This window comes from Williamsia sp. Y721, from assembly GCF_059683565.1.
Map to the genome: position 1 here is coordinate 790,477 of NZ_JCASNH010000004.1, position 25,946 is coordinate 816,422.

The window sequence follows — 25,946 nt, forward strand, 5'->3', positions numbered from 1 at the left end:
CTGCGGGTCAACGGGAGGTAGGGCAATGCCAGAAGCAGTCGCCGCGCGGGCGATAGGTGTGCACAAGTCGTACGGTGAGGGCAGTGCGGAGGTGCACGCGCTGCGCGATGTGAGTATGGATGTGCCGTCGGGGAAGTTCACGGCGATCATGGGGCCGTCTGGTTCGGGAAAGTCGACCCTCATGCATTGCCTGGCCGGACTCGACACCCCGACCTCGGGAACGGTGCGGATCGGCGAGGTGGATCTGGGACGTTGCAACGACTCCGAGCGCACGCGGTTGCGGCGGCGAGAGCTGGGGTTCGTGTTCCAGGCCTTCAATCTGTTGCCGGCGCTGACCGCGCGGGCCAACGTTGTTCTGCCGCTGACTCTGGATCGTCGTGTCGCCGATCAGGCCTGGTTCGATGAGCTCGTCGACGCGCTCGGAATCGCCGATCGCCTCGATCACAAGCCGGGTGAACTCTCCGGCGGACAGCAGCAACGCGTCGCGATCGCCCGGGCGTTGCTTGGCAGGCCCAGGCTGGTCCTGGCCGATGAACCCACCGGTAATCTCGACAGCACCTCGGGCGCGCAGGTGCTGTCCCTGCTGCGCGACAGCAGCAGGCGCGGCGGACAGACCATTGTCATGGTGACCCACGACCCGGTTGCCGCGAGTTACTGCGATCAGGTCCTGGTGATGGCAGATGGGCGATTGGTTGATCGAATCGAATCGCCAACAGCGGATTCGGTGCTCGAATCGATGCTTCGTCTCGGTCCTGCCGCTGTGCGTACGGTTGGTGGGCCGCGATGAGGGGCTTCGCCTGGGCGCAGCTACGCGCGTACAAGGGCAGGTATGTCGCCTCCGCACTTGCGGTGGCCATTTCGGTCGCATTCGTGGCCGCGACATTGACCTTGACCGCCACGTCGACGGCGTCGATGCGTGATGCGGTGGCCGGTCAGTTCGCTGGAACCGACGCCGCGGTGGTGGTGCCCGGCGAGTTCGCCGACCGCACCGGTCAGCAGGTCGCCGCGATCGGGGGTGTCGATGCCGTGGCCGTCGACAGCAACAGGCTGGTGAGTGTGACCAGCGGTGGCAAGTCGTACAACCAGGTTCGTCTCGGCGCGATGTCGAAAGATGACGGTCTTCGTTGGCAGCAGTTGTCGACCGGTGTCCTCCCGGACGGTCCGGGACAGGTGGTCGCCCAGGCAGGCTCCAATTTTGCTGTCGGACAACAGCTGTTCGTACGACCTGACATGGACACCGCAACCGATCGCGCCGCCACCGAGATGACGGTGGTGGGACTGCTGGAGTCCGACGGGCCCGCGGCCGGTTCGGCCCAGCTCTTTGCGTCCCCGGAAGCGGTGTCGGCGGTCGCTGCGGGGCGCGCATCCGAACGCGGGGAGGACGTGATCATCCGGACCAGGTTCGATCGTTCTGCTGATCCGATGGCCGTTCTCGACGCGATCCGGGCCCAGGTCGCGTCGGTACCGGGAACCGAGGTCGTGACCGGAATCGAGGCGGCCGACAAGGTGGTCGCCCGATACACCGGAGAGAACGACCTGTTGGCAACCGTGCTGTTGTCGTTTGCCGCCATCACCGCGCTGGTCTCGTGCCTGGTCATCTCGAATACCTTTGCGGTGCTGGTGTCTTCGCGCACCCGGGAGTTGGCGTTGTTGCGCTGCATCGGTGCCGAGGTGTCGCAGGTACGTTCCGCGGTTCGTCTGGAAGCCCTGATCCTGAGCCTGGTCGCCGCGGTGATCGGGGTGGTCCTGGGTATCGGCGGGGTGGCGACGGCGACTGCCGTGGTACGGATGACGGGCGCCGAGGTACCGCTGACCGATCTCTCGATCCCGGCAACGGCGGTTGTGGTGCCGATCTTGCTCGGGGTCGTGATGACGCTGGTGGCCGCGACCGTGCCGGCCCGGACGGCCACCAGGGTCTCGCCGCTGGCCGCGTTCGCCACCGGTGACGAGGGCACTGGACGTGGTCACCGCCCAGTTGTCCGACTGTGGTGCGCAGGGGCACTCGGGGTGTCCGGCGCGGTGGCTCTGGTGCTCGGCCTGGCCCTCGGTTCGGGGGTGGTGGCCGGATTCGGTGGCGCCATGACCTTTCTCGCACTGATGCAGGCCGGCGTCGTCCTGTTCCCGCCCCTGATCCGGGGTGTCGGCACCGCAGGCGCAGGAGTGCTGCGCCGCACCGCGGCCGGACCGATCGCCGAACTCGCGGCCGACAATGCCGGAAGGTCACCCCGCCGAACAGCGGCAACCTGCTCGGCTCTGATCATCGGGATCACCTTGACCACGATGATGGTCATCGGCGCCCAAACGGTCCGGTCGAGTGCCACCGAACTCATCTCCGACATGTACCCGGTCGACGTGCTGGTGTCCTCCGGTTCGCCGCTGCCCGACCATCTCGTCGAGGCCATCGGGCACAGCAGGGGAGTCTCGGACGCAGTCGCGGTGACCCGCACGGACATTGCCGTTGACGGGGTACCGCTGACGGTGGGAGTGGTCGATACGGTCGACCTGCAGAACCTGATGCGCAGCGGCCGGGCGCCGACGTCATCGGAGCTGGCACTGACCGACGAGGATCGGCTGCTCGCGGGAGTCGAGGTCGGACAACGGGTCTCGGTGGGTTCGGGCGGCGTGACGACGACGTTGACGGTGATCGAGGGAGACAGCGGCTCATTCGCCGATCGGGCCGTGGTCGGGGCGTCGGCGTCGCCCGTACCGACCGGTGTGGCGATCCGGCTCACGACTTCGCGTGCCGACACTGGCGAGACACTCACCGAATTACGTGAACTGCTCGCCTCCGCCACACCCGATGCGACCTTCTCCGGCGGCGTCGAGATCCGGCAGCAGCTCGATGACGTCGTCGCACTGGTACTGCGAATCGTGCTGGCGCTGCTGGCTGTCGCGGTGGTTGTCGCCTTGATCGGGGTGGGGAACACGATGGCGCTGTCGGTGATCGAACGGCGACGCGAGAATGCGCTGCTGCGGGTGATCGGTGTGAGTCGTCGCGGGGTCGCGGCCATGTTGCTGTGTGAAGCGGCGACCATCGCCGCGGTGGCCTCGGCAATGGGCGTGCTGCTGGGAATCACATACGGCCTCACCGGCGCAGCCGCGGTACTCGGCACCGATCGGTTTGCCGCGCCGGACATGCCATGGGGCGTACTGACAGGGATCGTGGTGGTCGGCGGTCTGGCCGGTCTGCTCGCGGCGGCGCTCCCGGCTCGGCAGGCATTGCGGGCGGATCCGGCTGCCGCACTGTGACATCTGGGTGTTGCGGCGCACTTTCGGCGTTTTGGGAGAACTGGCCGCTTCGGTGCCGTGGACTTGACATCGAATAGAACGGATGTTCGACTGGTCACATGCGATGGGACGGGCAACTCCTCGACGCCGAACCCGACGCGGGTGAGGACTCGGCCGCTCCGGCCCTACCCGGGCTGGAGCGGGCCGGTCTCGTCCGATCGGTACGGACACCTGACTTCGACGGCGTGACCTTCCACGAGGTCCTTTGCAAGAGTGCGCTCAACAAGGTGCCCGAGGCGTCGCAGGTGCCGTTTCGGTGGACCATCAATCCGATGCGTGGATGCCTGCACCAGTGCGTGTACTGCTTTGCCCGCGGAACACACGAATACCTCGACCTCGACGCCGGACGCGACTTCGACACCCAGATCGTCGTGAAGATGAACGTGGCCGCGGTGTTGCGAAAAGAGTTGTCGCGCAGGAGCTGGAAGCGTGAACCGGTGGCACTCGGCAGCAACTCCGATCCGTACCACCGGGCAGAAGGGCGTTATCGGCTGATGCCGGGGATCATCGGCGCGCTGGCCGATTCCGGCACACCGATGTCGATCCTCACCAAGGGGACGTTGTTGCGCCGCGACCTTCCGCTGTTGTCGCTTGCCTCGCAGCAGGTTCCGGTGTCGATCGGGATCTCGTTGGCGCTTCTCGACGAAGATCTGCGTGAGCAGGTGGAGCCCGGTGCCCCATCGGCTCGCGCGCGACTGGATCTGATCACCGCAGTGCGGGACGCCGGATTGGACTGTCATGTGATGGCGGCACCAATTCTGCCGCAGCTCACCGATTCTCGCGGGGCACTCGACGAGTTGTTCGGTGCGCTGGCGGCCGCAGGCGCCACCTCGGTGACCGCGTTTCCGATGCATCTACGTGGCCCAACCCGGAACTGGTATCTGACGTGGCTCGGGGAGAACCATCCGGCATTGATGAAGAGCTACCGTCAGATTTATGGACGCGGGGCCTACACGGCACCGGAATACCAGCGGTGGTTACGCGACCGTACGACGCCGCTGATCGAGAAGCACGGGCTCGCCGGTACCCCCGGCGATGACTCCGAGGACGTCGGCCAGAACCCCCTCCGTGGAGCGTTGCCAACGCATACTCCGGTCAAAGAGCCTCAGCCCACGCTGTTCTGAGCCGTCCCGGGTCATCTCAGGGCAGGGTCGCGGTGACCTTCTCCGTGGTGGCCCGCGCGGCCAGTTTGCTGTCATCTGGATGGGCCACCTGCACCAGTGAACCGCCGGCGATCAGGGGCGTCAGCAGGTTGCCGATCAGGCGTTCGGCGGTGTCCCAGGTACTCGTGGACATGACCCGTGAACCCGCCACGATCCCGGCCTCGTCGGCGGCAGCGGTGGCCGCGGAGACGATCTGTGTGACGGTTCGACCGTCGAGCGCCAGATCGGCGGACCCACTCGGACGAAATTGGTCCCCGTGCACCCGCACGGACGCCGCATAGTCGGTCAGACCGATCGGCAGATCCCGCATCGGCATACCGAACGGGTCGAGCGAGACCACCGCTATCTCGGGCGCCTGTTCCATCACGCCGAGTGTGTCCATCGAGCAGAAGGCCAGTGCGGCATCGTCGGTGTAACCCAGGCGCACATGCATTCCGGCCCACCACGCGCCGAGCAGGACCCCCGCGGTCTGCCAGTGTGCAGGCAGACCGACAGCCACGACATCGCCCGGCATCAACCCGAACTCGTCGCGAATCATGTTGGCGGTCTTGGCAGCCCAGTTGGCAGCGGTCAGACCTGATAGTTCGGTCCGCTCACCGGTGGCGTCGTTGTAGTACGTCAGGAGCGGTTGGGTGCCGTCTCTGGTCAGCGCCGGATCGAGCGCGGCGTCTGCAAGGGTGATCAATTGACACACTCCGGGCCGGTTCCACCGGCAGTGATTCGAGGGGCGGGTGGAGCGGGGGGTGCGGTGTCACCATCAGAATCCTGGCTGTCCTGTGGACCGGAATCATTGATCGAACCCGGCCCGGTGTAGCTGTCGGTCAGTAGGACCCGAACCGTGTTCGGGGGCAGCGACGGATCCGCGATGATCGGCAGTCCGCCGAGGTCTTTGGCCACGGCCTTCGCGCCCGGATCGTCGGTGGCCGCGGCAAGCACCTGGCTGTCGACGGTGTCGTTGAGGTCGTTGTCTGTTTCGCCGGGGAGGTATCCCTTGCCCGCAACGATTCGCGACACATTCGTGGCCAGTCCGTCGACCGTGCCGGTGTTGATCACGTCGACGGTGTAGTCGGCGGCCACGAACGCGGTCTTGCCGGAGGCATCCTTTTCGCCGAGTAATCCTGCGGTGAAGGACTTGACGGCGGCCGGATCGACCTCGACCACGCTCTGCAGGCCGTCGTCGCTCCAGCCCTGTTCGGTCACCACGGGAATGGTCGCGAACTGGACCCGGCCACCGGACAGGTCCTTGAGCTGCTCGACGAACTTGATGACGTCCCAGTTCTCGTCGATCACGATGGACCGCGACACCGCGTTCTGTAGATCGGACAGCTTGCCGGGGCTCGACAGGGTGCCGGCCGAGAGGACTTTCTGTGCCAGTGAGGCCATGAAGACCTGCTGACGGACGATGCGGTCGAGATCACCCCGCGGCAGGTCGTGGCGCTGACGGACGAAGCTCAGCGCTTCGGATCCGTCCAGGGTCTGCGCTCCGGCCGGGAAATCGGCACCCGAGAACGGTTCGGAAACCGCCGCCTTCAGGCAGACGTCGACTCCACCGACCGCATTGGTGAGCAGGACGAACCCCAGGAGGCCGACTTCGGCGTAGTGGTCGACCTCGACACCGGTGAGCTCGGTGACGGTGTCGATGAGTGCGTCGCGTCCGGACTCCACGGACTTCTTGTCTGCATCGTCGAGGTCCATGCCGTCGTTGACCAGCTCGCGGCGGCGCTCCTCTTTGGCCGTGCCGTATGCGGAGTTGATCTTGTTCATCCCGACCCCGGGGACATCGACGTAAGAGTCCCGTGGAATCGAGATCGCGGTGGCCGAGGATCCGTCGTTGGGGATGCGGATGAGCAGGATCGTGTCGGTGTTGGTGCCCACATCGTCTGCGGAGTGCAGCTGGGCCAGTTCCTTCTCCGAGAGCGGGTTGCCCTGCGCGTCGGTGCGTGAGTCGGTACCGACCATCAAGATGTCGACGGCGCCGTCCTTGCCGCTGCCCAGGCTCAGGCCGTCCAGCTTGGTGATGCTGTTCTCGAGGTCGGTCATCTGGTTCCAGGCGTAACCGGTCGCGACCATGACGGCGACCGAGACCACGGCCACCGCGATCCGGGTGATGGAACGAGTGGACTTCTTGTTGTCGGCGGCTTCACCTGTCGTCGAGGTGGCCGAGGCAAGGGGCGCCGCCTTCTTCGGACGACCTTCGGGTGCGGGCCGGTCGCTGCGGCGGGTCTTCGGTGGTGGATCGCCTGCCTGCGGTCGCGACGGGCGGCGAACGCGTTCGGCATCGTCCAGTCGACGCCGTGGCTGCCGCTGTTCGGCAGGTACCGCGGCGCGGGGATCGTCCGGCGATGGCCGGCGGCGTGCACCCGGCGGAGTGGGTTCGCCCGAGGAGGAGCGCGGTTGGCGACCCTCGCGGGGTGATCCGCTGCGACGCTCACCCGACGGTCGATCCGAAGAGGGACGGTCCACGGCGGGCGGCGCTCCTATCTCTGTGTGCTGGCTCTGGCAGGTACTGGCAGGGGTCTCCGGGCGCGATGTGCCGTGCACCGGGGACGGACTGGTGGCAATGCTACGTGCGATTCTCGCGGCGTCGCCGGAGCTGCTCCGGCGCGCCCGTGATGATGTTGTTCACGTTGGCGAATCGGGCCTCGATGCGCGGAGGCCGACCGAACCGGACATGATGGTCTGTATGCAAAGGCAATTGGGATCTGTGGTCGTGACCGGTGCCGGCGGTCAGTTGGGCAGTCGGCTACGTGTTCAAGGGGGCGAGGTCGTGCGGCCTCTGACCTCGACCGATCTGGACATCACGGACCCGGTGGCAGTGGATTCGGTGCTCGGCGGCCTCGGGCCTGCCGACGTGATCATCAATTGCGCGGCCTACACCGCGGTGGACGCGGCGGAGACGGACCGGGACCGCGCATACGCGATCAACGTCACCGGACCCGCCAACCTGGCAGCGCTGACCGCCTACACCGGCGCGCACCTGATCCACATCTCGACCGACTACGTCTTCACCGGTGTGGCCGATCGCCCGATGGAACCGGATGATCCGACCGGCCCGAAGTCGGTCTACGGCGAGACCAAGCTGGCAGGCGAGGTCGCGGTCCGCGCCGGTGACCCGTCGGCGACGGTGGTCCGTACGGCGTGGGTCTACACCGGTGCGCCCGGCTGCAATGACTTCGTCGCAACCATGCGCCGCCTCGAGGGCGAACGCGACACCGTGTCGGTGGTCACCGATCAGGTGGGATCGCCGACGTACGCGGCCGATCTGGCCGATGGCCTGCTGCAACTCGCTGCCGACATCTGTGCAGGTGGTTCACCGGCGACCGGAACAATCCTGCACGCCACGAATGCCGGGAGTTGCAGCTGGTTCGACCTCGCGCAGGCCGTGTTCGCCGAGGTCGGTGCCGACCCGGCCCGGGTGCTGCCCACCACCTCGGACGCATTCCCCCGTCCGGCGCCGCGTCCGGCGTATTCGGTGTTGTCCGGTCAGTCGTGGCAGAAGGCCGGATTGACCCCGCTGCGGGACTGGCGTTCGGCGCTGGCCGCCGCGGTCAGCGCTTGATCGGCGGTGGGGGCGTGATGGGAGGGGACGCCGCGGTATCCGGCTACCCTGTGGCGGTGAGTGATGAGCAGGTTTCCGACCGTGTCGTTGTGGTGACCGTGACGTATTCGTCCGGTGACTACCTGGCCCGATTCATCGAGACGCTCGATGACGCGATGACCGGGACACCGGCGGTGATCATGGCGGACAACGGTTCTGACGATGGTGCCCCCGAGCTGGCTGCACAGAAATACGACCACGTCTCGTTGTTGCACACCGGTGGCAACATCGGTTACGGCGGCGCGGTGAATCGGGCGGTTGCCGCGGTGGATCCGGGCATCGAATACGTGATCGTGGCCAACCCGGACGTCGAGTGGGCGCCGGGTTCGATCGACCGGTTGCTGGCCGCGGCCGACCGCTGGCCACGGGCCGGTGCTCTGGGACCCCTGATCCGCGAACCCGACGGGACCATCTATCCGTCGGCGCGGCGGGTTCCGAACCTGGTCTCCGGAACCGGACACGCGATCCTGGGGACGGTATGGAAGTCCAACCCCTGGACCGCGGCGTACCGGCAGGATGCCGTCGATGTATCCGAACGCGCCGTGGGGTGGCTGTCCGGGTCGTGCCTGCTGGTGCGGCGCGATGCCTTCGACTCCATCGACGGTTTCGACTCCCGCTACTTCATGTACATGGAGGATGTCGACCTCGGTGACCGGCTCGGCCGGGCCGGCTGGCTCAACGTCTTTGTGCCCGACGCGGAGGTCTTGCACACGAAAGGCCATGCGGCTGGCCGTGATCCAGGAAAGATGTTGCCTGCGCACCATCGCAGCGCATATCGGTTTCAGGCCGATCGGCACCCGCATTGGTGGCAGGCGCCCCTCAGGCTTGCCCTGCGTGCGGGACTCACCGCGCGGTCGGCAGTGGTGGTAGCAGCGGCCAAACGTGCTGCCCGCCGCGAAGATTCATCAAACAACTCAACGATCGACAGTTCGACGAAAGGCGCAAAGTGACCCTCGATGATGGTGTGACATCCCCGGCTTCCGACGCCCCGACAGATGATGTCCAGGCCGTTATCTTGGTCGGCGGCAAGGGAACTCGACTGCGTCCGTTGACGCTGTCGGCGCCAAAGCCGATGTTGCCGACGGCGGGTGTGCCTTTTCTGACCCACCTGCTGGCCCGGATCAAGGCCGCGGGGATCAAGCAGGTCGTCTTGGGAACCTCCTTCAAATCCGAGGTTTTCGAACAGCATTTCGGTGACGGGTCGAAGATGGGCCTGTCGATCACGTACGTGCACGAGTCCGAACCGATGGGTACCGGTGGCGGCATCCGCAATGTGCTCGGGCACCTGACCGCCAAGACGATCCTGGTGTTCAACGGTGACGTCCTCTGTGGCACCGATGTCCGCTCCATCATCGACACCCATCGGACCTCGGGTGCCGAGGTGACGCTGCATCTGGTGCGGGTCGGGGATCCACGGGCATTCGGTTGTGTGCCCACCGACGAGACCGGACGGGTCACGGCGTTCCTCGAGAAGACGCAGGATCCGCCAACCGATCAGATCAATGCCGGCTGTTACGTCTTCAACCGTTCGGTGATCGAAAAGATCCCCGCCGACCGTCCGGTCTCGGTGGAACGTGAGGTCTTTCCCGGACTGCTCGCCGACGGCGCGCACGTGCAGAGTTACGTCGACTCCGGCTACTGGCGCGACATGGGCACACCCGAGGATTTCGTCCGTGGCAGTGCCGACCTGGTGCGCGGTATCGCACCGTCACCGGCGCTGAGCGGACCTCGCGGTGAGTACCTGGTCCACGAGGGTGCCGGTGTGGCGCCGGGGGCGCTGCTCATCGGTGGCACGGTGGTCGGCCGTGGCGCGGAGATCGGTGCCGGCGCACGCCTGGACGGCGCCGTCATCTTCGATGGTGCCGTGATCGAGGCGGGCGCGGTGATCGAGCGGTCGATCATCGGTTTCGGTGTCCGGGTCGGACCACGTGCCCTGATCCGGGACGGCGTGATCGGGGACGGTGCCGACATCGGGGCCCGATGTGAACTGCTTCGTGGCGCGCGTGTCTGGCCAGGTGTGAAGCTCCCCGATGGTGGAATCAGGTTCTCGACAGATGTCTGACGTCGTCGCCTCACCATCATTCAAACGCTTTGTCGCCCTCGGTGATTCGTTTGTCGAGGGTGTGGGTGACGTCGAGCCCCGCTGCCCGAACGGGGTGCGGGGCTGGGCCGATCGGGTGGCCGAGGTGATGGCCCGCGCCGATTCCGACTTCCGGTACGCGAACCTGGCGATCCGCGGCCGGCTGATGTCGGCAATCGTGTCGGAGCAACTGGGCCCGGCCCTCGAGATGAAGCCGGATCTGGTGGCCATCAGTGCCGGTGCCAGCGACCTGTTGCGGCCGAACGCCGACATCGACACCCTCATGGAGGACTACGACGCCGCGATCGGCCGGTTGCAGGATTCCGGCGCCAAGGTGGTCACCTTCACCGTTCACGACACCGGCGGTAAACCGGTGTTCGGGGCCCTGCGCGGTCGATTTGCGGTCTACAACGAACTCCTGCGTGAAGTGGTCGAGCGGCGCAACCTCACGCTGGTCGACTTCTGGCGGATGCGGGTGTTCCGCGAACGCGGGATGTGGGAATTCGACCGGATGCACATGTCGACTGCCGGGCACGTGTACATGGCCATCGAGGTGCTCGATGCGCTCGGCATCGAACACGATCTGGTTCCGGTGGAACTCGGTCCGCCGCAACAGATCTCGCCGACGCAGCGTCGTCGGGACAGTCGGCAGTGGACGGTGGAGCATGCGATGCCGTGGGTGGGCCGCCGGCTACTGGGCGTGTCGACGGGCGACACGATCGCACCGAAGTACCCCGAACTCACGGCGATGACGCCCAGTACCTGACCAAACGCTCCACGTGTACGAGGACGCTCCGGAAATATGTGGAGCGTCCTCGCAAAGGTGGAGCGTTCAGGTGGGGGAATCGGTTAGTCGGCCGCGGGGGCCTTTGCCGCTGCGAGCAATCCGCGGCCCAGGGGGATCACCACCGGCAACAGTGAGTCGTCGTCGGCGATGAGCATTGCGGCTTCGCGCGCCGCGACTGCAGCCTGATCGGACGTGGCCGGGTCGGCGACGGTTCCGTCGGCAGAGGCGTTGTGGACGACCAGAACACCGCCACCGCGCAGCAGTCGGAGGCCTTCGGCCACAAAACGTGGTTGGTCGGTGACGGCGCCGTCGATGAACACCAGGTCATAGCCGCCGTCGGCGAGCCGGGGGAGGACCTCTGCGGCCCGTCCGTTGATGAGGCGGGTGCGGCCGGGGCTGATACCGGCCGTGTTGAACGCCAGTTTGGCGGCGCGGTGGTACTCACCTTCGGAATCGATGGTGGTCAGCACGCCGTCGGTGCGCATGCCGTTGAGGAGCCACAGTCCGCTGATCCCGGCGCCGGTACCGACCTCGACCACGGCCTTTGCGTTGACCAATCGGGCCAACAGTGACAGTGCGGCACCCACAGCCGGGGTGATGGACGGGGCTCCGAGTTCGTCGGAACGCTCGCGCGCCAGCCGCAGGGCCTCGTCTTCGACGATCGCGGCCTCCGCGTAGCTGCTCAACACTGCTGGGTCGATGACAGGCGGCGGGGAATCGGTGTTGGCGGACTGGCTCTCATCGGACACAGATCTGAGGTTAGCGCTGCCCGCGGAAATGGCCGCCTAGGCGCGCTGAGCAGCGGTATCGGAAGTCTGCTGCGCAGCGCACGGACTCTCAGGGAACGCTCAGGCCGCTCATAGTGCGTACACACCCCGGTCGGACAGGGTCATAGGGGAACAACCGGCCCGGTGCCGGCGTTGCCTTCGGTAACAATTCTTGACGATCTAGTGCGTGTAGCAATTGACCGGAGCAGTCGACCGGTCCCGGGAGGAGAGTTGATCAGATCGTGACAGAGACCAACCGCAAAGACGGTAACGGGACTCTTACTGTGCTCGACACCAACGATTCTTCGACAGACCAACCGACTGGGACGGCGCGTTTCGATGCCACCGGCGACGCCACCCTGATGCCGGCCTGGGATGAGCTGGTCCGTGAACACGCCGACCGGGTCTATCGATTGGCCTACCGACTCTCCGGCAATCAGCATGACGCCGAGGATCTGACCCAGGAGACCTTCATCAGGGTCTTCCGGTCGCTCTCGAGCTACAAGGCAGGCACCTTCGAGGGCTGGTTGCACCGCATCACCACCAACCTGTTCCTGGACATGGTCCGGCGCCGGAACAAGATCCGGATGGAAGCACTTCCCGAGGACTACGACCGGGTACCGGGCAGCGATCCGGATCCCGAGCAGATCTACAACGACGCCAATCTCGATCCGGATCTGCAGAGCGCGCTCGATTCCCTGGCACCGGAGTTCCGCGCCGCAGTGGTCCTGTGTGACATCGAAGGTTTGTCGTACGAGGAGATCGCCGCGACGCTGGGGGTCAAGCTCGGCACGGTCCGCAGCCGCATCCACCGGGGTCGGCAGGCCATCCGCGGACATCTTGCGGCCAGTGGTCATCACTCGGGGCGATCGGTCATGACGCAAGACATCTGACCCGCGTACCGAACGGGAACCTGAGGGGATGTGACTTCGTTGTTGATGTTGGACGCCGGCGCGGCGAACATGCGCCGAAGTCCGTAGAGTCGAGGCGAATTGTCGAGACGCCCAAAAGGTTTGTCCTCTACCACGAGGATCCCGGTGGGCACGTAAGAGGAAGGAGTGAATGCGGTGAGTGAACGCACACCCGATGACTCCGGCCCCGCAGATTCGAACGGCGCCGAACCGACAGGCAGCGGAGATCGGCCCGCAGCAATGCGGAACCGGCGACGGGCGCTGGGATGGTTCCCGGCGTCGTCGATGGTCTCGGCAAACAAGAATTATCGAGCACCCGGCAGCGTCGGCGGACGCCGATTCCTGTCCACCGAGCATCTCGCTACCGAAGCTGTGGCCGCGTATGTGGACGGCGAGCTCCGGATGAATGCCTACATGCGTGCTTCACAGCACCTCGAGTTGTGCGTGCAATGCCGCGCCGAGGTCGATGCGCAGAGCTCAGCGCGCGCGGCACTGCGACGCTCCGGAGAGATCGTCATGCCCGCGGGACTGCTGGGCGCACTCAACCAGATCCCCACTCGTGAGATCGACCTGCGCGCGACCGCAGGCAATCCGGCGCAAGTCGACCCTGACGAATCCCTGCTCGATGCACCCGCCTCACCGGTACATCGGGACCAGCGTCGACGCAACCGCTGAGAAACCGTGTCCGCGGCAATGCCGCAATCGGTGTCCGCGGCAGCACCGCAATTGTTTTGTACCGGCAGCCGGGTAGCCTCGGTGAGGATTGATCGGCGGTGCCGGTTGATCTGCGACCGAATAGCCGCGAGCGAGGGGTTCGAGTTTTTCATGAGACCGGATGACCGGGCGGGCCGGTGACCGATACTGACAAGTACGGCCTCGGCGCCACACCTCCTTCCGAACCACGCGACGTCGGCGAGGCCCCTCGATTGGGCCCGCGGCCGAATGAGCGCCCACCCGTGCCGCCACAGACTGCCGCCGTCTTCGGGCGTCCGGACGGCGTAGACGGCGCATTTGCGCCCTCGGGGTCCGCTCCCACGCGAGCGCCGCAACCGGTCCTGTCGAATCCCGATCCTGTGTTGCGCGAGGCGTTTTCCCGTCCCGACGGTGCAGACAGCCTGCAGCGAGATCCGGATGAAGAATCCCGGGATGTCGAGCTGGCTCCTGCACCCGAGGATCCGTGGCGCGATCCCGATGCCGCCGCCAGCCTGAGCGCACCGGCCGTCGAGACCGAGGTGCCACCGGCACCGACGACACCAGGGCCGAAGCTCGGTGTCCGCGAAGTGCTCTTCGACCGGAAGGTCAGCTGGCAGGCCCTGGCTGTGCTGGCGGTCATCGCAGTGCTGGTCGGCGTGGTCGGAGGCCTGATCGGCCGGCTGACCGCAGAGGTCACCTCACCACTGCACTCGGACACCGTGAGTTTGTCCGGCAGCGACGACGACAACGAGGCCGAACCCCGCAGTCAGGTCGCCCGCGTGGCCGAGGCCGTCGAGAAGTCGGTGGTCATGGTCGACGTCCGACTGCCCAACGGGGGCGGTACCGGATCCGGTGTCGTCATCGACGACGAGGGCTACATCGTCACGAACAACCACGTGATCTCGATGGCGGCCAACGACAACAGCGCAAAACTCGAAGTGGTCTTCTCCGACGGCACCCGGGTACCGGCTCGGATCGTCGGCCGCGACATCCGAACCGACCTCGCGGTTCTGAAGGTCGACAACGTCGACAATCTCACCGTCGCGAAGTTGGGCGACTCGGACAAACTCCAGATCGGCGAAGAAGTGGTGGCGTTCGGAGCGCCCCTGGGCCTGGATCGCACGGTCACCAGCGGAATCGTCAGTGCGATCGATCGTGCCGTGCCACTGCGTCCGGACGAGACATCCGACACCGACGCGGTGATCGACGCCATCCAGACCGACGCGGCCATCAACCCCGGCAACTCGGGTGGTCCGCTGGTCGACGATCAGGGTCGTGTCATCGGCATCAACACCGCGGGCCTCGCGCCGAACGGCGGTTCGATCGGCCTCGGGTTCGCGATTCCGGTCAACGAGTTCCTGCCGGTCGCGCAGGCGCTGATCAATGACGGACGGGTGGTCCACGCGCAGATCGGTGTGAACGCGAGTTCGGTTCGTAACGACCAGGTGCTCGGCGCCCAGATCCGCAACGTCGTCGAGGGTTCACCCGCGGCGCAGGCGGGGATCCGTGAAGGCGATGTGATCACCAAGTTCGACGGCCGGATGACCGACGACGCCGACGAACTGACGGTGGCCGTTCGCACAGCCGACATCGGAAAGCCGGTGAAGTTCGAATACTGGCGTGAGGGCCGGACCTTCGAAGGAACCGTGACCCCGGCCTCTGACTGACCCTCGTTTGCGCCTCCGACGCGAAGGGTTGTCTGGGAGGTTCCTGTCAGATCGTCCGGTCGATTCGACAGCGGCTCACTTACCAGTAATCTGGAACAGTGTTCAGCAGCGTTGGGTGGGGCGAAATCCTGATCTTGATGATCGCGGGTCTGGTGATCCTCGGTCCCGAGCGGTTGCCCGATGCGCTGAAGTGGACTCTGAAGTCGGTGCGGCAGGCCCGCGACTACGCCACCGGTGCCACGAGCCAGCTCAAAGAAGACCTCGGCGCCGATTTCGAAGATCTGCGCAAGCCGCTGGCCGAGCTCAACGAGCTGCGGGGGATGAGTCCCCGCAAGGTCATCACCAAGCATCTCCTGGACGGCGACGACTCGTTCTTCACCGGCAACTTCGACGCGCAAACCAAGGTCAAGCCGGTGTCCCAACCGTTGCCGACCACCGACGAGAACTCCAAGGTCCTTTCGCCCGGTGCGGTCGACAAGCCGGCGCCGCCGTCGCTGTCCAAGTCCGTCACCGCGGCTCCCACTCCCGCCGCCGACGCCACTGGTGTGAATCGCTGGGACGACGCCACCTAGAGTCCGACTTTCGCTTTGGCACCGTGCGGTCTGGGCCAACTCGACGGCGTTTCGCCGTACACCCCACGGGATAGTGTGGCCAGATGGATGATGCGCAGAGCCCACCGCGGGTGGACCGAACTCTGGAGCTGCTCTGGCGCCACCAGGCCGGGCGACCACAGGGCTCCCGCGGACCGAGGCAACGGGTCAGTGTCGACGAGGTGATCGTGGCAGCGATCGCGTTGGCCGATGAGGAGGGGCTGGCCGCATTGTCGATGCGGAAGGTGGCCCAGCGGCTCGGACTCGGTGCGATGTCGATCTACACCTATGTGCCGGGCAAGAACGAACTCGTGGGATTGATGGTCGACGAGGTCGCAGGCGAGGTCGACTACCCGGAGCACACCGGTGACCTACGGGATCGGATGATTGCGGTCGCCCGGCAATCGTGGGACGAATACCACCGGCACCCATGGCTTTTGCACGCTCAGAAGGCCAGGCCGTGGATCGGGCCCAACGGGTCAGCGCGCTTCGAGTGGCAGCTCCAGGCGATCGAGGGTGTCGGTCTCGACGACCTGGAGATGGACAACACGATCGCGGTGTTGACCGGGTTCGCCGAGAGTTCGGCCCGCGCGTCCATCGAAGCGGCCGGTGCGCGCACCGAATCGGGTATGACCGACCTTCAGTGGTGGGAGATCAACGCGCCCGTCCTCGAGCGACTGATGGCGGGCAGCGACTACCCGATATCGAGGCGGGTGGGGCAGGCCGCAGGCGACGCGTACGAATCAATAGGTGATGCGGACCGGTCGTTCGACTTCGGCCTGGCGCGGATCATCGACGGAATCGAATTGCTGCTCCGCCGATGACCCGTGCCACGGAGTCCTGATCAGAGCAGCGGTTTGGCTGCGCTGCGGGCCGTGTCGATACCGAGGTTCATACCGGCCAGACCGCGTTTGCGGACGGCCAGTTTGTCGGCCACCGCTCGAAGGGCGGCGCCGGCAGCGGAATCCGGGGCCGAGAGCACCAGTGGCATACCGTCGTCGCCGCCTTCGCGCAGTGCGGGATCGAGCGGAATCTGGCCAAGCAAGGGCACTTCGGCGCCGACTGCGACAGTGAGTCGCTCGGCGACCTTGGCGCCGCCACCGGAACCGAACGGCTCCATCCGGGTTCCGTCGGGAAGCTCCATCCACGACATGTTCTCCACCACACCCAAGATCTTCTGGCGGGTCTGAAGTGCGATGGCACCGGCGCGCTCGGCAACTTCGGCAGCTGCCTGTTGCGGTGTGGTGACCACCAGGATCTCGGCGCCCGGGATCAGCTGTGCCACCGAGATCGCCACGTCGCCGGTGCCAGGCGGAAGGTCGAGCAGCAGGATGTCGAGGTCACCCCAGAACACGTCGGCCAGGAACTGCTGCAATGCCCGGTGCAGCATCGGCCCGCGCCAGACGACGGGGGTGTTGCCGCTGGTGAACTGGGCAATCGAGATGAACTTCACGTTGTGGCTGATCGGCGGCATGATCATCTTCTCGACCTGCGTCGGCTTGGCGTCGTTGCCCAGCATGCGGGGCACCGAGTGGCCGTAGATGTCGGCGTCGAGCACTCCGACTTTCAATCCACGTTCGGCCAGTGCCGCAGCGAGATTGACGGTGATGCTGGATTTGCCGACGCCGCCCTTACCGGACGCCACTGCGTACACGCGCGTCAGCGAACCGGGCTGGGCGAACGGGATGATCGGCTCGGCGCGGTCACCACGCAGGTTCTTGCGCAGTTCGGTGCGCTGTTCGTCGTTCATCACGTCGAGTTCGACGGACACCGTTCCCACACCGGGGACGTCGGCGGCGGCGGTACTCACACGCTGCGTGATCTCGGTGCGTAACGGACAGGCGGACGTGGTCAGGTAGATCTCGATGGCCACGTTTGCGTCGTCGGCGATCGAAATCGACTTCACCATGCCGAGGTCGGTGATGGGTTTACCGATCTCGGGATCGTTCACTTTGGCCAGAGCTGCGCGAATGGCTGACTCGGTCGGCAATGTTGCTTGTGTCATCAGGCGATCAGTTTACGCGCGCACCGAAACTCGCCGGATTCGGCCGGGTCGAGAAGGCCCTGGCGGGTCGGATCGGTTCACCGCGGTGGCAGTGTCGGCAGTAGTGACTGCACTTCCGGTGGGAGGCAGACGATCACGCAGGGCCCCGGTGTGGGTGACGGTGACGAGCTCGACGAAGAACTCTCACCCGGGCTGCTCGACGGACTGGTGCTGCTGGAGGACGAGGAAGACGAGGAGGACGACGAACTCGGGCTCGACGGTCGCGGATCCGGGAGTGGGCCGGTTTCGGTGGGTGCGGCGTTGGTGGCGTAACCGGTGGCCCAGGCCAGGACGTTGGCCACGTACTCCATCGAATTGTTGTACCGCAGAACCGCGCCGACCCGGACCTTCTCCGACATGATGTCGGAGACCCCGGAACAGAGATACCGGCCTGCGGAGTAGGTGGCGTCGAAGATGTTGTTCGGATTCACGATGCCGTCGCCGTTGGCATCGGAACCCCACGCGGCCCAGGTCGATGGGATGAACTGCATCGGACCCATCGCCCGGTCGTGTTTGAGGTCGCCGTCCAGGCGACCGCCGTCGGTGTCGGTGATCACGGCATTGCCTGCCACCGTGCCGTTGAGCACGGGCCCGGCGATCGTGGTGAGCGTGGTGCCGGAACTGTCGACGTTGCCGCCCCCGGCATGCCCGGATTCGATCCGGCCGATCGCTGCGAGCAGGAACCACGGCAGTTTGCACTGCGGGGTCTCGGCGCCGACGCGTTGTTCGGCGAGTTTATAGGCGTGCAGGACGATCCCCGGGATCCCGAGCGGTCCGGCCGGGAGCAATGTCGCGGGCACGCGCTGGGATACGGTCGCGGCGGGTACCGAGGGGACCTCGCGCGGCGGCGGCGGCGTGAAGGCGAGCTCGGGGCGAGCCGTCGCGGGCAGGATCTCGGGTGCTGCGACGACGACGTCGTCCACCTCGGTGTTGGCGGTCAGCTCCGGCGCCGGACCGATTTGTGCACTCGAGGTGACCGCAGCCAATACCCCGACACCGATGACCGCACAACCGGTCAGCATCTGAACTCGACACCACCGCACGCGAGCGCTCCTGGTTCATCTCCCCGACGCCCGGAATGGCCCGGGCGAATGTGACCCACGATACATTTTTGTTACCAGCGTGCATGGAGAAATGGATTAGTCACAGATAAGCAACGATTGGCGATCCTGCGACGGGTGTGCCCGCGTCGGGGGCATCAATCGGAATGCGAGGCACCTGGTTTCGTGGACTCCTCGGCCTTGGCCTGGTCGCCGAGAATCCGCTCGGACAATTCGGTCAGCAGATCGTCCAGCTCGCGGCGCAGATAGTCGCGGGTGACGGTGTCGCCGACCGCGAGCCGGACCGCGGCCAGCTCCCGTGCCAGGAATTCGGTGTCGGCCTTGGTCTGCTCGGCGCGCACCCGGTCTTCCTCGAGCGAGACCTTGTCCCGGTTCTCCTGGCGGTTCTGGGCCAACAGGATCAGCGGTGCGGCATAGGCGGCCTGGGTGGAGAACGCCAGGTTGAGCAGGATGAACGGGTACGGATCCCACTGCAGCGTGACGACCGCGAGATTCAGGAAGATCCAGACGATGACGAGAATCGTCTGGATGGCCAGATAGCGCCCGGTGCCAAGAAAACGCGCGACGCGTTCGCTGTAGACGCCGACCACGTCCGAATCGAGATTGAGACTCCACCGGCGCCGTTCGCCGGGAGTGTCCAGGCGTCGTGCCGAACGCGCACTCTGTTTTTCTGCACGGTCTTTCACGCGCGACTCGGACCCATTTGAACTCATCACCGCATCCTTTCGGTGGTGGCGTCGTCGTCGAGCTCGTCATCGGCCTCGGTCTCGCGCCAGTCCTCGGGCAGTAGATGATCGAGGAGATCGTCCACCGTCACCGCCCCGATGAGGTGTCCGTCGCTGTCGAGAACCGGTCCGCAGACGAGGTTGTAGGTGGCGAAATAGCGGGTCACCCTCTCCAGGGAATCCTCGGATCCGAGGCAGGGGAGCCGGTCGTCGAGGATGCCGCCGACGAGATTTGCCGGCGGTTCCCGCAACAGGGCCTGGATGTGGACACAGCCGAGGTATTTGCCGGTCGGTGTGGAGGTCGGTGGCCGCACCACAAATGTGAGGGACGCCGAAGCGGGTGTGAGATCGGGGTCCCGGGCCCGGGCCAGGGCCTCGGCGATTGTCGTCGAGGCGGTGACCACCAGTGGTTCGGTGGTCATCATGCCGCCTGCGGTGTCGGGCGAGTGCCGCATGAGCCGGCGCACCGGCTCGGACTCCTGGGGATCCATCAACTGCAGCAACGCCTCGGCCTCGATGTCGGGGAGTTCACCGAGCAGATCGGCCGCGTCGTCGGGGTCCATGGCCTCGAGGACGTCGGCGGCGCGTTCGACCTTCATGTGGCTGAGCAATTCGGTCTGGTCGTCCGAGGGGAGTTCCTGGACGACGTCGGCCAGTCGCTCGTCGTCCAGGGCCGAAGCGATCTCCAGTCGCCGTTTGGCGGGCAGTTCGCGCAGCGCGTGGGCAACATCGGCGGCCCGCATGCCCTCGAACTGCGACAGGATCTGGGCCACGCCCTGCCCGGGCAACGCCAGTGCGCTCTGTGTCAGGCCGAGCACGTGGTTCCACTCGACCACATGCGTCTCACCGCGTCGGCCGAGTCGGGTGCGGGCGCCACGGACGGCCACCCGGGAGATCACCCAGTCCCGGGTGCGTCGTCGCTCGATCGCCAGGTCGACGACCGTCAGGTCTTCGCCGTGCAGGTGCTCGAGATCTGGATCATCAACGCGGACACGCGATTCGACGATCTGACCGAGGACGAGCGCTTCGCCCGGACGGATGATGAGCCGGCGCAGGCTCACGGTTCCGGTGTTGAGTGTCACGGAGTTGGGTTCGATGGCGGTGACCCGCGGCATCGGTACGAAAATGCGACGCCGGGTGGTCAACTCGACTGCCAGACCCAGAACGCGGGGTTGCCCGGTGCCGAACCTGATCGAGACCACCACGTCGCGGACCCGACCGATGGATTCGCCATCTGGTCCGATCACCGCCAGACCGGCCAGCCTGGCCACGAATGCCTTGCTCACCGCTGCCATGGCTGTAAGGGTAGTTGGGCACCTTCGCCCTGCTTGGCAGCGCCATCGGTACGGCCACGTCCATCGCGAATATCAGGGCCGGGCAGAATCAGACATGGTCAGAATCAAATACGGGCAGAATCGGATTTGTTCGCATCGAGCAGCCGGTTCGAACACCCGGGTGTGATCCTGCCGAGTACTTGTCGCAAGTAGATGACCGAACGCCACACCATCGTCACGAGGAGTCACATGCACGCCGCCGCTCGCCGGTCCATTCTCGCCGTACCCGCCAGCAGTTCGCGGATGCTGGAGAAAGCCCGCGGCCTGCCTGCCGACGAGATATTCCTCGACCTCGAGGATGCAGTGGCCCCCGGAGCGAAGGCGGCCGGTCGGGCCGCGGTCGTCACCGCGCTCGCGGCTGTTGATTGGGCCGGGCAGGCCCGGGTCGTCCGGGTCAACGACTGGACCACGCCGTGGACCCTCGATGACGTGGTGACCGTGGTGCGGGGTGCCGGTGCACATCTGGATTCGATATTGCTTCCCAAGGTGACGTCGGCCGCGCAGGTGACCGCACTGGACATGGTGCTGCGCCAGCTCGAGATCAATTCGGGGCTGCCAGTCGGCCAGATCGGCGTGCAGGCGCAGATCGAGAATGCCCAGGGTCTGGCTGCCATCAACGAAATCGCCTCGGCGAGTGACCGATTGCGTTCATTGGTGCTCGGTCCCGCCGACATGATGGCCAGCTTGGGTATGCGCGGTATGGCGGTCGGAGAGCAACCGCAGGGCTACGTCCATGGCGACGCGCACCATCACGTGTTGATGACCATCCTGGTTGCCGCTCGTGCACACGGTCTGACGGCCATCGACGGTCCCTACCTGAAAATTGATGATGCGCAGGGGTTCCGGGCGGTCGCCGAGGCGTCGGCGGCGCTCGGCTACGACGGCAAGTGGGTGGTTCATCCGAGTCAGATCGACATCGCCAACGAGGTCTTCAGGCCACGTCAATCCGACTACGACACCGCTGAGAACCTCCTCGACGCGTACGCGCATGCGACGTCGGCCGAAGGCGGCGAGCGCGGTGCGGTCCGTTTCGAAGGTGAGATGATAGACGAGGCGAGCCGGAAGATGGCCGAGGTGATCGCCGCCAAGGGGCGGGCCGCGGGCATGACCCGGACACCGGCCGAAGCGTCCACGAAGGACTGAAGCAGTACTCGGCCCGACGAGCACGAGACCCGAGCAGCTAACCCGAGGACACGGTGACGATGAGTAATCCGATGCGACCAAACCCACGACCAGGCCTGCCCACACCGCCCAAGGGGTGGCCGATCGGTTCGTACACGACCTACGCGGAAGCACAACGCGCAGTCGACTTCCTGGCCGACGAGAACTTCGAGGTGCAGGACGTCACCATCGTCGGTGTGGACCTCATGCAGGTCGAACGGGTGCTGGGGCGACTGACCTGGGGCAAGGTGATCGGCGGTGGGATCGTCTCCGGCGCCTGGCTGGGTCTGTTCTTCGGTCTGCTGGTGGGGATCGTTGTCGAAGACCCGTTGATGCCGTTGATAATTGGCCTCGTCGGCGGCGTCATCTTCGGCGTGGTGTCGACATCGATCCCGTACGCGGCCACCAGGGGACAACGGGATTTCGCGTCCACGATGCAGTTGGTCGCGGGTCGCTATGACGTGTTGTGCGATCCGAAGAGCGCCGAACGGGCCCGCGACATGTTGACCCGCCTGCAGCCCTGACCCCGATACGGCAGGCAGCCCGACACCTCCACCGGCGCGCCGCGACACTTCGACCGGCGCGCCGCGACACGCCTGCGGCCCCACCGTGATACGCCGAAGGCGCTGCGACACGCCCGGAATGGCGTTGCCTTGCCCTCTGTGATGACTTCTTAGTACAACTATGTCCATAGTGCTGCGCGTCACTATTTGACGCCTATAACGTAAGTGCTGGGCATTCAGGTGTGCTTGGAAGACCGCGCGCACCTCCGACGCATCGAGGAGGCTGCGTGAAGCGCACAGGCGATCGCCCCGTGGACGGGGAATTGTCCACAGGTTTTGACGGAGCGGCGTCCCAGGATTCGGGGCCGAAGAAATACGGCGGACTCAAGAAATTCGGATTGTCGTGCGCTGCAATCGCTGTGGCGCTCCCGGTGATCAGTGCCTGCGGTTCTGGTTACACGGCGGGAACGATCAACATATACGCACCGGCGGATGGTGCCTCATTCATCGAAGAGGCCGCCGCGACCTGCACCGCGAATTCCAATGGCGAATACAAGATAAAGACGTTCGCCCTTCCGAAAGCCGCCGACGACCAGCGGTTGCAGTTGGCGCGCAGGCTCGCAGGCAACGACAAGGGCCTCGACCTCATGGGCATGGATGTGGTGTGGACCGCTGAGTTCGCCGATGCGGGCTGGATCGAACCGGTCCCGGATGACCTGGCAGCCAAGATCACCGAGACCACGCTCGGTGGGCCGGTCGAGACCGCGCTGTGGAAGACCGACGACGACAACGAGAAGCGTCTCTACGCGATTCCCACCTGGACCAACACCCAGCTGCTCTGGTACCGGAAAGACGTTCTCCAGCAATACCTGAACCGGACCACCCCACCCACCACGTGGGACCAGATGCTGGTCGAGAACGAAGAGATCCGCAAGGCAGGCGGACCGAGCTACATCATGGTGCAGGGCAAGCAATACGAGGGCCTGATGGTGTGGTTCAACTCGGTTCTCGTCAGTGCAGGCGGACAGGTACTCGACCCGGAGAACCCGGACAAGCAGACCCTCAACGACACCCCCGAGCACCGGGCCGCGACGCTGAAGGCGCTGCAGACGCTGAAAGCAGTTGCCACCGCGCCGGGCCGAGATCCCTCGATCACCAACAGTGATGAGTCGTCGGCGCGGCTCGGGATGGAAAGCGGCCTGGCCACCTTCGAGGTCAACTGGCCGTTCGTGTTCCCGTCGATGCGGTCGAACTCCGCGGCCGGTGACGTCGCGTTCCTCAAGGAGGTGCAGCAGCAGTTCGGTCCGATGTTCTCCGACCCGGACAACCCGCCTGCCGATGCGGACCTGGCGCCTGCCAACGATCTGGTGCAGACCAAGTTCGACTTCACCAGGTACCCCGGGGTGGAAGCCGACAAGCCGTCGCGGGTGACACTCGGTGGTGTCAACATCGCGGTCGCCGATACCTCGCAACAAAAGGAGTTGGCGTTCAAGGCCGCTGAATGCCTGACCGACGAACAGTCACAGAAGCTGTACTCGATCAGCGGTGGTACGCCTCCCACGATCGAGTCCATCTACAGCGACCCCGACTTCCAGGCCGCCTACCCGATGGGCGACGCGATCAAGGCGCAACTGGAGACCGGTTCTGCCGCGCTGCGGCCGGCCTCGCCTGACTACCAGGCGATTTCGACGCTGATCACCGCGAAGCTCAGTCCGGTCGGCTCCTGGGATCCGGAACCGATGGTCGACATACTCGCCGAGCAGGTCGACAAGGCCATCAAAGGGGAGGGATTGATCCCATGACCGCAACGCTGGACAGAGAATCCGCACCGAGCAAGAAAAAGAAGAAGCCCGCACTGAGTGAGGGCAAGCGGGCCGAGCGGCGGCTGGGCCTCTGGCTGATCACCCCGGCGGTGATCATGATGATCCTCGTCACCGGCTATCCGATCGTGTACGCCTTCTGGCTCAGTCTGCAGAAGGCGAGCCTGTCGGCGCCCGGTCAGGACGAGTTCATCTGGTTCTCCAACTACGGCACGGTTCTGACCGACAGCTACTGGTGGACGGCACTGAGCATCACGCTGTTCATCACCGTGGTGTCGGTCGTCATCGAGTTGGTTCTCGGCATGGCGATCGCACTTGTCATGCACCGCACCCTGTTTGCCAGGGGCGCGATCCGCACGGTGGTCTTGATCCCGTACGGCATCGTGACCGTGGTCGCGGCGTTCTCCTGGTACTACGCCTGGACGCCGGGCACGGGCTACCTGGCCAACCTTCTCCCGGAGGATAGTGCCCCGCTCACCGAGCAGTGGCCCTCGCTGGCGATCATCATCCTCGCCGAGGTCTGGAAGACAACACCTTTCATGGCGTTGCTGCTCCTGGCCGGACTGGCGCTGGTTCCGGACGACCTGCTCAAGGCAGCACAGATGGACGGTGCCGGTGCCTGGACTCGGTTGTGGCGGATCATTCTTCCGCTGATGAAGCCCGCGATCCTGGTGGCACTGCTGTTCCGTACGCTCGATGCCTTCCGCGTGTTCGACAACATCTACATCCTGACCAGAGGCAGCAACAACACCTATTCGGTCTCGATGTTGGGCTACGACAACCTGTTCAAGGCCTTCAACCTGGGAGTCGGCTCCGCGATCAGTGTGTTGATCTTCCTGTGCGTGGCGATCATCGCCTTCATCTTCATCAAGTTGTTCGGGGCCTCGGCGCCCGGCTCTGACAACGAGGGGCGGTAGCACCGATGAACAATGTGATGGGACGCCGTATCGGATGGTCGGTTGTCAACCTGCTCGTGCTGGTCTACGCGTTGATTCCGGTCCTGTGGATCATGAGTCTGTCGTTCAAACCACCGGGTTCGGTGAAGGATGGCAACTTCATCCCGACCGAATGGACGTGGGACAACTACACCAGCATCTTCGAGACCAGTGCGTTCACCTCGGCGCTGCGCAACTCGATCGGAATCGGGTTGATCACCACGGTGATCGCCGTGGCACTGGGCACGATGGCCGCCTATGCCATTGCACGTCTGGACTTCCCGGGCAAGAAGGCGTTGGTGGGTGCGGCACTGCTGATCGCGATGTTCCCGCAGATCTCGCTGGTGACACCGTTGTTCAACATCGAACGCCGCCTCGGACTGTTCGACACCTGGGCCGGTTTGATCCTGCCGTACATCACCTTTGCGTTGCCACTGGCGATCTACACGTTGTCGGCGTTCTTCCGGGAAATTCCCTGGGAGCTGGAGAAGGCCGCGAAGATGGACGGCGCCACTCCGGCACAGGCATTTCGTAAGGTCATCGCACCTCTGGCCGCGCCGGGCATCGTCACCGCGGCGATCCTGGTCTTCATCTTCGCCTGGAACGATCTGTTGCTGGCGATCTCGTTGACATCGACAGAGAGATCGATCACGGCTCCGGTGGCGATCGCGAACTTCACCGGCAGCAGCCAATTCGAAGAACCCACGGGATCGATCGCGGCGGCGGCCGTGGTCATCACGATCCCGATCATCATCTTTGTCCTTCTGTTCCAACGTCGAATCGTTGCCGGTCTGACCTCCGGCGCTGTGAAGGGATAAC

General features: G+C 65.3%; 24 protein-coding genes. 17 read left to right on the top strand and 7 right to left on the bottom strand.

Features of this window, described 5'->3' with window-relative positions; all coding sequences use genetic code 11:
* The first annotated feature begins 25 nt into the window (after nucleotides 1-25).
* The 3 genes from AC56PL_RS23165 to AC56PL_RS23175 all read left to right on the top strand — a co-directional run bounded on the left by AC56PL_RS23165 (nucleotide 26) and on the right by AC56PL_RS23175 (nucleotide 4,412).
* Nucleotides 26-787, top strand: coding sequence for an ABC transporter ATP-binding protein (locus AC56PL_RS23165; RefSeq protein WP_497155259.1), 762 nt, complete (start codon nucleotides 26-28; stop codon nucleotides 785-787).
* Nucleotides 784-3,249: an FtsX-like permease family protein gene (locus AC56PL_RS23170; protein WP_497155260.1), complete on the top strand. Its 2,466-nt coding sequence runs from the start codon at nucleotides 784-786 to the stop codon at nucleotides 3,247-3,249. Before AC56PL_RS23165 ends, AC56PL_RS23170 begins: the two co-directional genes overlap by 4 nt.
* Before the next feature lie 98 nt (nucleotides 3,250-3,347).
* Nucleotides 3,348-4,412: an Rv2578c family radical SAM protein gene (locus AC56PL_RS23175; RefSeq protein WP_497155261.1), complete on the top strand. Its 1,065-nt coding sequence runs from the start codon at nucleotides 3,348-3,350 to the stop codon at nucleotides 4,410-4,412.
* Between the two features lie 16 nt (nucleotides 4,413-4,428).
* Here the strand turns inward: AC56PL_RS23175 and AC56PL_RS23180 are convergent, their stop codons facing one another.
* The gene (locus AC56PL_RS23180) at nucleotides 4,429-5,136 is read right to left on the bottom strand and encodes a TIGR03089 family protein (protein WP_497155262.1); all 708 of its coding nucleotides are present in this window, start codon (nucleotides 5,134-5,136) and stop codon (nucleotides 4,429-4,431) included.
* A complete protein-coding gene (locus AC56PL_RS23185; RefSeq protein WP_497155263.1) occupies nucleotides 5,133-6,914 on the bottom strand; it encodes an LCP family protein in 1,782 nt (593 codons plus the stop codon). The genes AC56PL_RS23180 and AC56PL_RS23185 overlap by 4 nt, the downstream gene beginning before the upstream one ends.
* A gap of 220 nt (nucleotides 6,915-7,134) precedes the next feature.
* Here AC56PL_RS23185 and rfbD point away from each other — a divergent pair, with 220 nt between their 5' ends.
* The 4 genes from rfbD to AC56PL_RS23205 are packed head-to-tail and all read left to right on the top strand — an operon-like array spanning nucleotide 7,135 to nucleotide 10,895.
* Nucleotides 7,135-8,010 (top strand): dTDP-4-dehydrorhamnose reductase, encoded by an 876-nt coding sequence (gene rfbD, locus AC56PL_RS23190; protein ID WP_497155317.1) that lies wholly within the window; start codon nucleotides 7,135-7,137, stop codon nucleotides 8,008-8,010.
* A 17-nt stretch (nucleotides 8,011-8,027) separates the two neighbouring features.
* Nucleotides 8,028-8,999, top strand: coding sequence for a glycosyltransferase family 2 protein (locus tag AC56PL_RS23195; protein WP_497155318.1), 972 nt, complete (start codon nucleotides 8,028-8,030; stop codon nucleotides 8,997-8,999).
* Nucleotides 8,996-10,111, top strand: coding sequence for a mannose-1-phosphate guanylyltransferase (manB, locus tag AC56PL_RS23200; protein ID WP_495517767.1), 1,116 nt, complete (start codon nucleotides 8,996-8,998; stop codon nucleotides 10,109-10,111). Before AC56PL_RS23195 ends, manB begins: the two co-directional genes overlap by 4 nt.
* Nucleotides 10,104-10,895, top strand: a complete 792-nt coding sequence (locus AC56PL_RS23205; RefSeq protein WP_497155264.1) for an SGNH/GDSL hydrolase family protein — start codon at nucleotides 10,104-10,106, stop codon at nucleotides 10,893-10,895. The genes manB and AC56PL_RS23205 overlap by 8 nt, the downstream gene beginning before the upstream one ends.
* An 83-nt stretch (nucleotides 10,896-10,978) precedes the next feature.
* Here AC56PL_RS23205 and AC56PL_RS23210 read toward each other — a convergent pair whose 3' ends face one another.
* A complete protein-coding gene (locus AC56PL_RS23210) occupies nucleotides 10,979-11,665 on the bottom strand; it encodes an O-methyltransferase (protein WP_497155265.1) in 687 nt (228 codons plus the stop codon).
* A gap of 302 nt (nucleotides 11,666-11,967) precedes the next feature.
* Here AC56PL_RS23210 and sigE point away from each other — a divergent pair, with 302 nt between their 5' ends.
* From sigE to AC56PL_RS23235, 5 genes are all read left to right on the top strand, one after another.
* On the top strand, nucleotides 11,968-12,576 hold the full coding sequence (sigE, locus tag AC56PL_RS23215) for an RNA polymerase sigma factor SigE (RefSeq protein WP_495518393.1): 609 nt from the start codon (nucleotides 11,968-11,970) through the stop codon (nucleotides 12,574-12,576).
* 174 nt (nucleotides 12,577-12,750) lie between these two features.
* A complete protein-coding gene (locus tag AC56PL_RS23220; protein WP_495517764.1) occupies nucleotides 12,751-13,269 on the top strand; it encodes a hypothetical protein in 519 nt (172 codons plus the stop codon).
* 176 nt (nucleotides 13,270-13,445) lie between these two features.
* Nucleotides 13,446-14,954: a trypsin-like peptidase domain-containing protein gene (locus tag AC56PL_RS23225; RefSeq protein ID WP_495517763.1), complete on the top strand. Its 1,509-nt coding sequence runs from the start codon at nucleotides 13,446-13,448 to the stop codon at nucleotides 14,952-14,954.
* A gap of 98 nt (nucleotides 14,955-15,052) precedes the next feature.
* A complete protein-coding gene (gene tatB / locus AC56PL_RS23230) occupies nucleotides 15,053-15,526 on the top strand; it encodes a Sec-independent protein translocase protein TatB (protein WP_497155266.1) in 474 nt (157 codons plus the stop codon).
* Nucleotides 15,527-15,609: 83 nt separating this feature from the next.
* The gene (locus tag AC56PL_RS23235) at nucleotides 15,610-16,368 is read left to right on the top strand and encodes a TetR/AcrR family transcriptional regulator (protein WP_497155267.1); all 759 of its coding nucleotides are present in this window, start codon (nucleotides 15,610-15,612) and stop codon (nucleotides 16,366-16,368) included.
* A 20-nt stretch (nucleotides 16,369-16,388) separates the two neighbouring features.
* Here AC56PL_RS23235 and AC56PL_RS23240 read toward each other — a convergent pair whose 3' ends face one another.
* The 4 genes from AC56PL_RS23240 to AC56PL_RS23255 all read right to left on the bottom strand — a co-directional run bounded on the left by AC56PL_RS23240 (nucleotide 16,389) and on the right by AC56PL_RS23255 (nucleotide 20,669).
* Entirely contained in the window at nucleotides 16,389-17,549 is a 1,161-nt protein-coding gene (locus tag AC56PL_RS23240; protein WP_495517760.1) for a P-loop NTPase, read from the bottom strand.
* Nucleotides 17,550-17,626: 77 nt separating this feature from the next.
* Nucleotides 17,627-18,610, bottom strand: coding sequence for a lytic transglycosylase domain-containing protein (locus AC56PL_RS23245; protein ID WP_497155268.1), 984 nt, complete (start codon nucleotides 18,608-18,610; stop codon nucleotides 17,627-17,629).
* Between the two features lie 176 nt (nucleotides 18,611-18,786).
* Nucleotides 18,787-19,362: a DUF1003 domain-containing protein gene (locus AC56PL_RS23250; RefSeq protein WP_497155269.1), complete on the bottom strand. Its 576-nt coding sequence runs from the start codon at nucleotides 19,360-19,362 to the stop codon at nucleotides 18,787-18,789.
* The gene (locus AC56PL_RS23255) at nucleotides 19,362-20,669 is read right to left on the bottom strand and encodes a magnesium transporter MgtE N-terminal domain-containing protein (RefSeq protein ID WP_495517757.1); all 1,308 of its coding nucleotides are present in this window, start codon (nucleotides 20,667-20,669) and stop codon (nucleotides 19,362-19,364) included. The genes AC56PL_RS23250 and AC56PL_RS23255 overlap by 1 nt, the downstream gene beginning before the upstream one ends.
* Nucleotides 20,670-20,897: 228 nt before the next feature.
* Here AC56PL_RS23255 and AC56PL_RS23260 point away from each other — a divergent pair, with 228 nt between their 5' ends.
* The 5 genes from AC56PL_RS23260 to AC56PL_RS23280 all read left to right on the top strand — a co-directional run bounded on the left by AC56PL_RS23260 (nucleotide 20,898) and on the right by AC56PL_RS23280 (nucleotide 25,945).
* Nucleotides 20,898-21,851: an HpcH/HpaI aldolase/citrate lyase family protein gene (locus AC56PL_RS23260; RefSeq protein ID WP_497155319.1), complete on the top strand. Its 954-nt coding sequence runs from the start codon at nucleotides 20,898-20,900 to the stop codon at nucleotides 21,849-21,851.
* A 59-nt stretch (nucleotides 21,852-21,910) separates the two neighbouring features.
* Nucleotides 21,911-22,393 carry a general stress protein gene (locus AC56PL_RS23265; protein ID WP_495517756.1) on the top strand — a complete coding sequence of 161 codons (483 nt, stop codon included), beginning with the start codon at nucleotides 21,911-21,913 and terminating at the stop codon, nucleotides 22,391-22,393.
* 266 nt (nucleotides 22,394-22,659) lie between these two features.
* Entirely contained in the window at nucleotides 22,660-24,174 is a 1,515-nt protein-coding gene (locus AC56PL_RS23270; RefSeq protein ID WP_495517755.1) for an extracellular solute-binding protein, read from the top strand.
* Nucleotides 24,162-25,109 (top strand): ABC transporter permease subunit, encoded by a 948-nt coding sequence (locus AC56PL_RS23275; protein ID WP_495518391.1) that lies wholly within the window; start codon nucleotides 24,162-24,164, stop codon nucleotides 25,107-25,109. Before AC56PL_RS23270 ends, AC56PL_RS23275 begins: the two co-directional genes overlap by 13 nt.
* Before the next feature lie 5 nt (nucleotides 25,110-25,114).
* Entirely contained in the window at nucleotides 25,115-25,945 is an 831-nt protein-coding gene (locus tag AC56PL_RS23280) for an ABC transporter permease subunit (protein WP_495517754.1), read from the top strand.
* Nucleotide 25,946 lies beyond the last annotated feature (1 nt).

Bases quoted from the DNA above. Each gene is read 5' to 3' on its own strand.
- AC56PL_RS23165 (WP_497155259.1), top strand. From the start codon at position 26: ATGCCAGAAGCAGTCGCCGCGCGGGCGATAGGTGTGCACAAGTCGTAC.
- AC56PL_RS23250 (WP_497155269.1), bottom strand. From the start codon at position 19,362: ATGAGTTCAAATGGGTCCGAGTCGCGCGTGAAAGACCGTGCAGAAAAA.
- rfbD (WP_497155317.1), top strand. From the start codon at position 7,135: ATGCAAAGGCAATTGGGATCTGTGGTCGTGACCGGTGCCGGCGGTCAG.
- AC56PL_RS23255 (WP_495517757.1), bottom strand. From the start codon at position 20,669: ATGGCAGCGGTGAGCAAGGCATTCGTGGCCAGGCTGGCCGGTCTGGCG.
- AC56PL_RS23245 (WP_497155268.1), bottom strand. From the start codon at position 18,610: ATGCTGACCGGTTGTGCGGTCATCGGTGTCGGGGTATTGGCTGCGGTC.
- AC56PL_RS23235 (WP_497155267.1), top strand. From the start codon at position 15,610: ATGGATGATGCGCAGAGCCCACCGCGGGTGGACCGAACTCTGGAGCTG.
- AC56PL_RS23205 (WP_497155264.1), top strand. From the start codon at position 10,104: ATGTCTGACGTCGTCGCCTCACCATCATTCAAACGCTTTGTCGCCCTC.
- AC56PL_RS23280 (WP_495517754.1), top strand. From the start codon at position 25,115: ATGAACAATGTGATGGGACGCCGTATCGGATGGTCGGTTGTCAACCTG.
- AC56PL_RS23175 (WP_497155261.1), top strand. From the start codon at position 3,348: ATGCGATGGGACGGGCAACTCCTCGACGCCGAACCCGACGCGGGTGAG.
- AC56PL_RS23170 (WP_497155260.1), top strand. From the start codon at position 784: ATGAGGGGCTTCGCCTGGGCGCAGCTACGCGCGTACAAGGGCAGGTAT.
- AC56PL_RS23240 (WP_495517760.1), bottom strand. From the start codon at position 17,549: ATGACACAAGCAACATTGCCGACCGAGTCAGCCATTCGCGCAGCTCTG.
- AC56PL_RS23265 (WP_495517756.1), top strand. From the start codon at position 21,911: ATGAGTAATCCGATGCGACCAAACCCACGACCAGGCCTGCCCACACCG.
- AC56PL_RS23260 (WP_497155319.1), top strand. From the start codon at position 20,898: ATGCACGCCGCCGCTCGCCGGTCCATTCTCGCCGTACCCGCCAGCAGT.
- AC56PL_RS23195 (WP_497155318.1), top strand. From the start codon at position 8,028: ATGGGAGGGGACGCCGCGGTATCCGGCTACCCTGTGGCGGTGAGTGAT.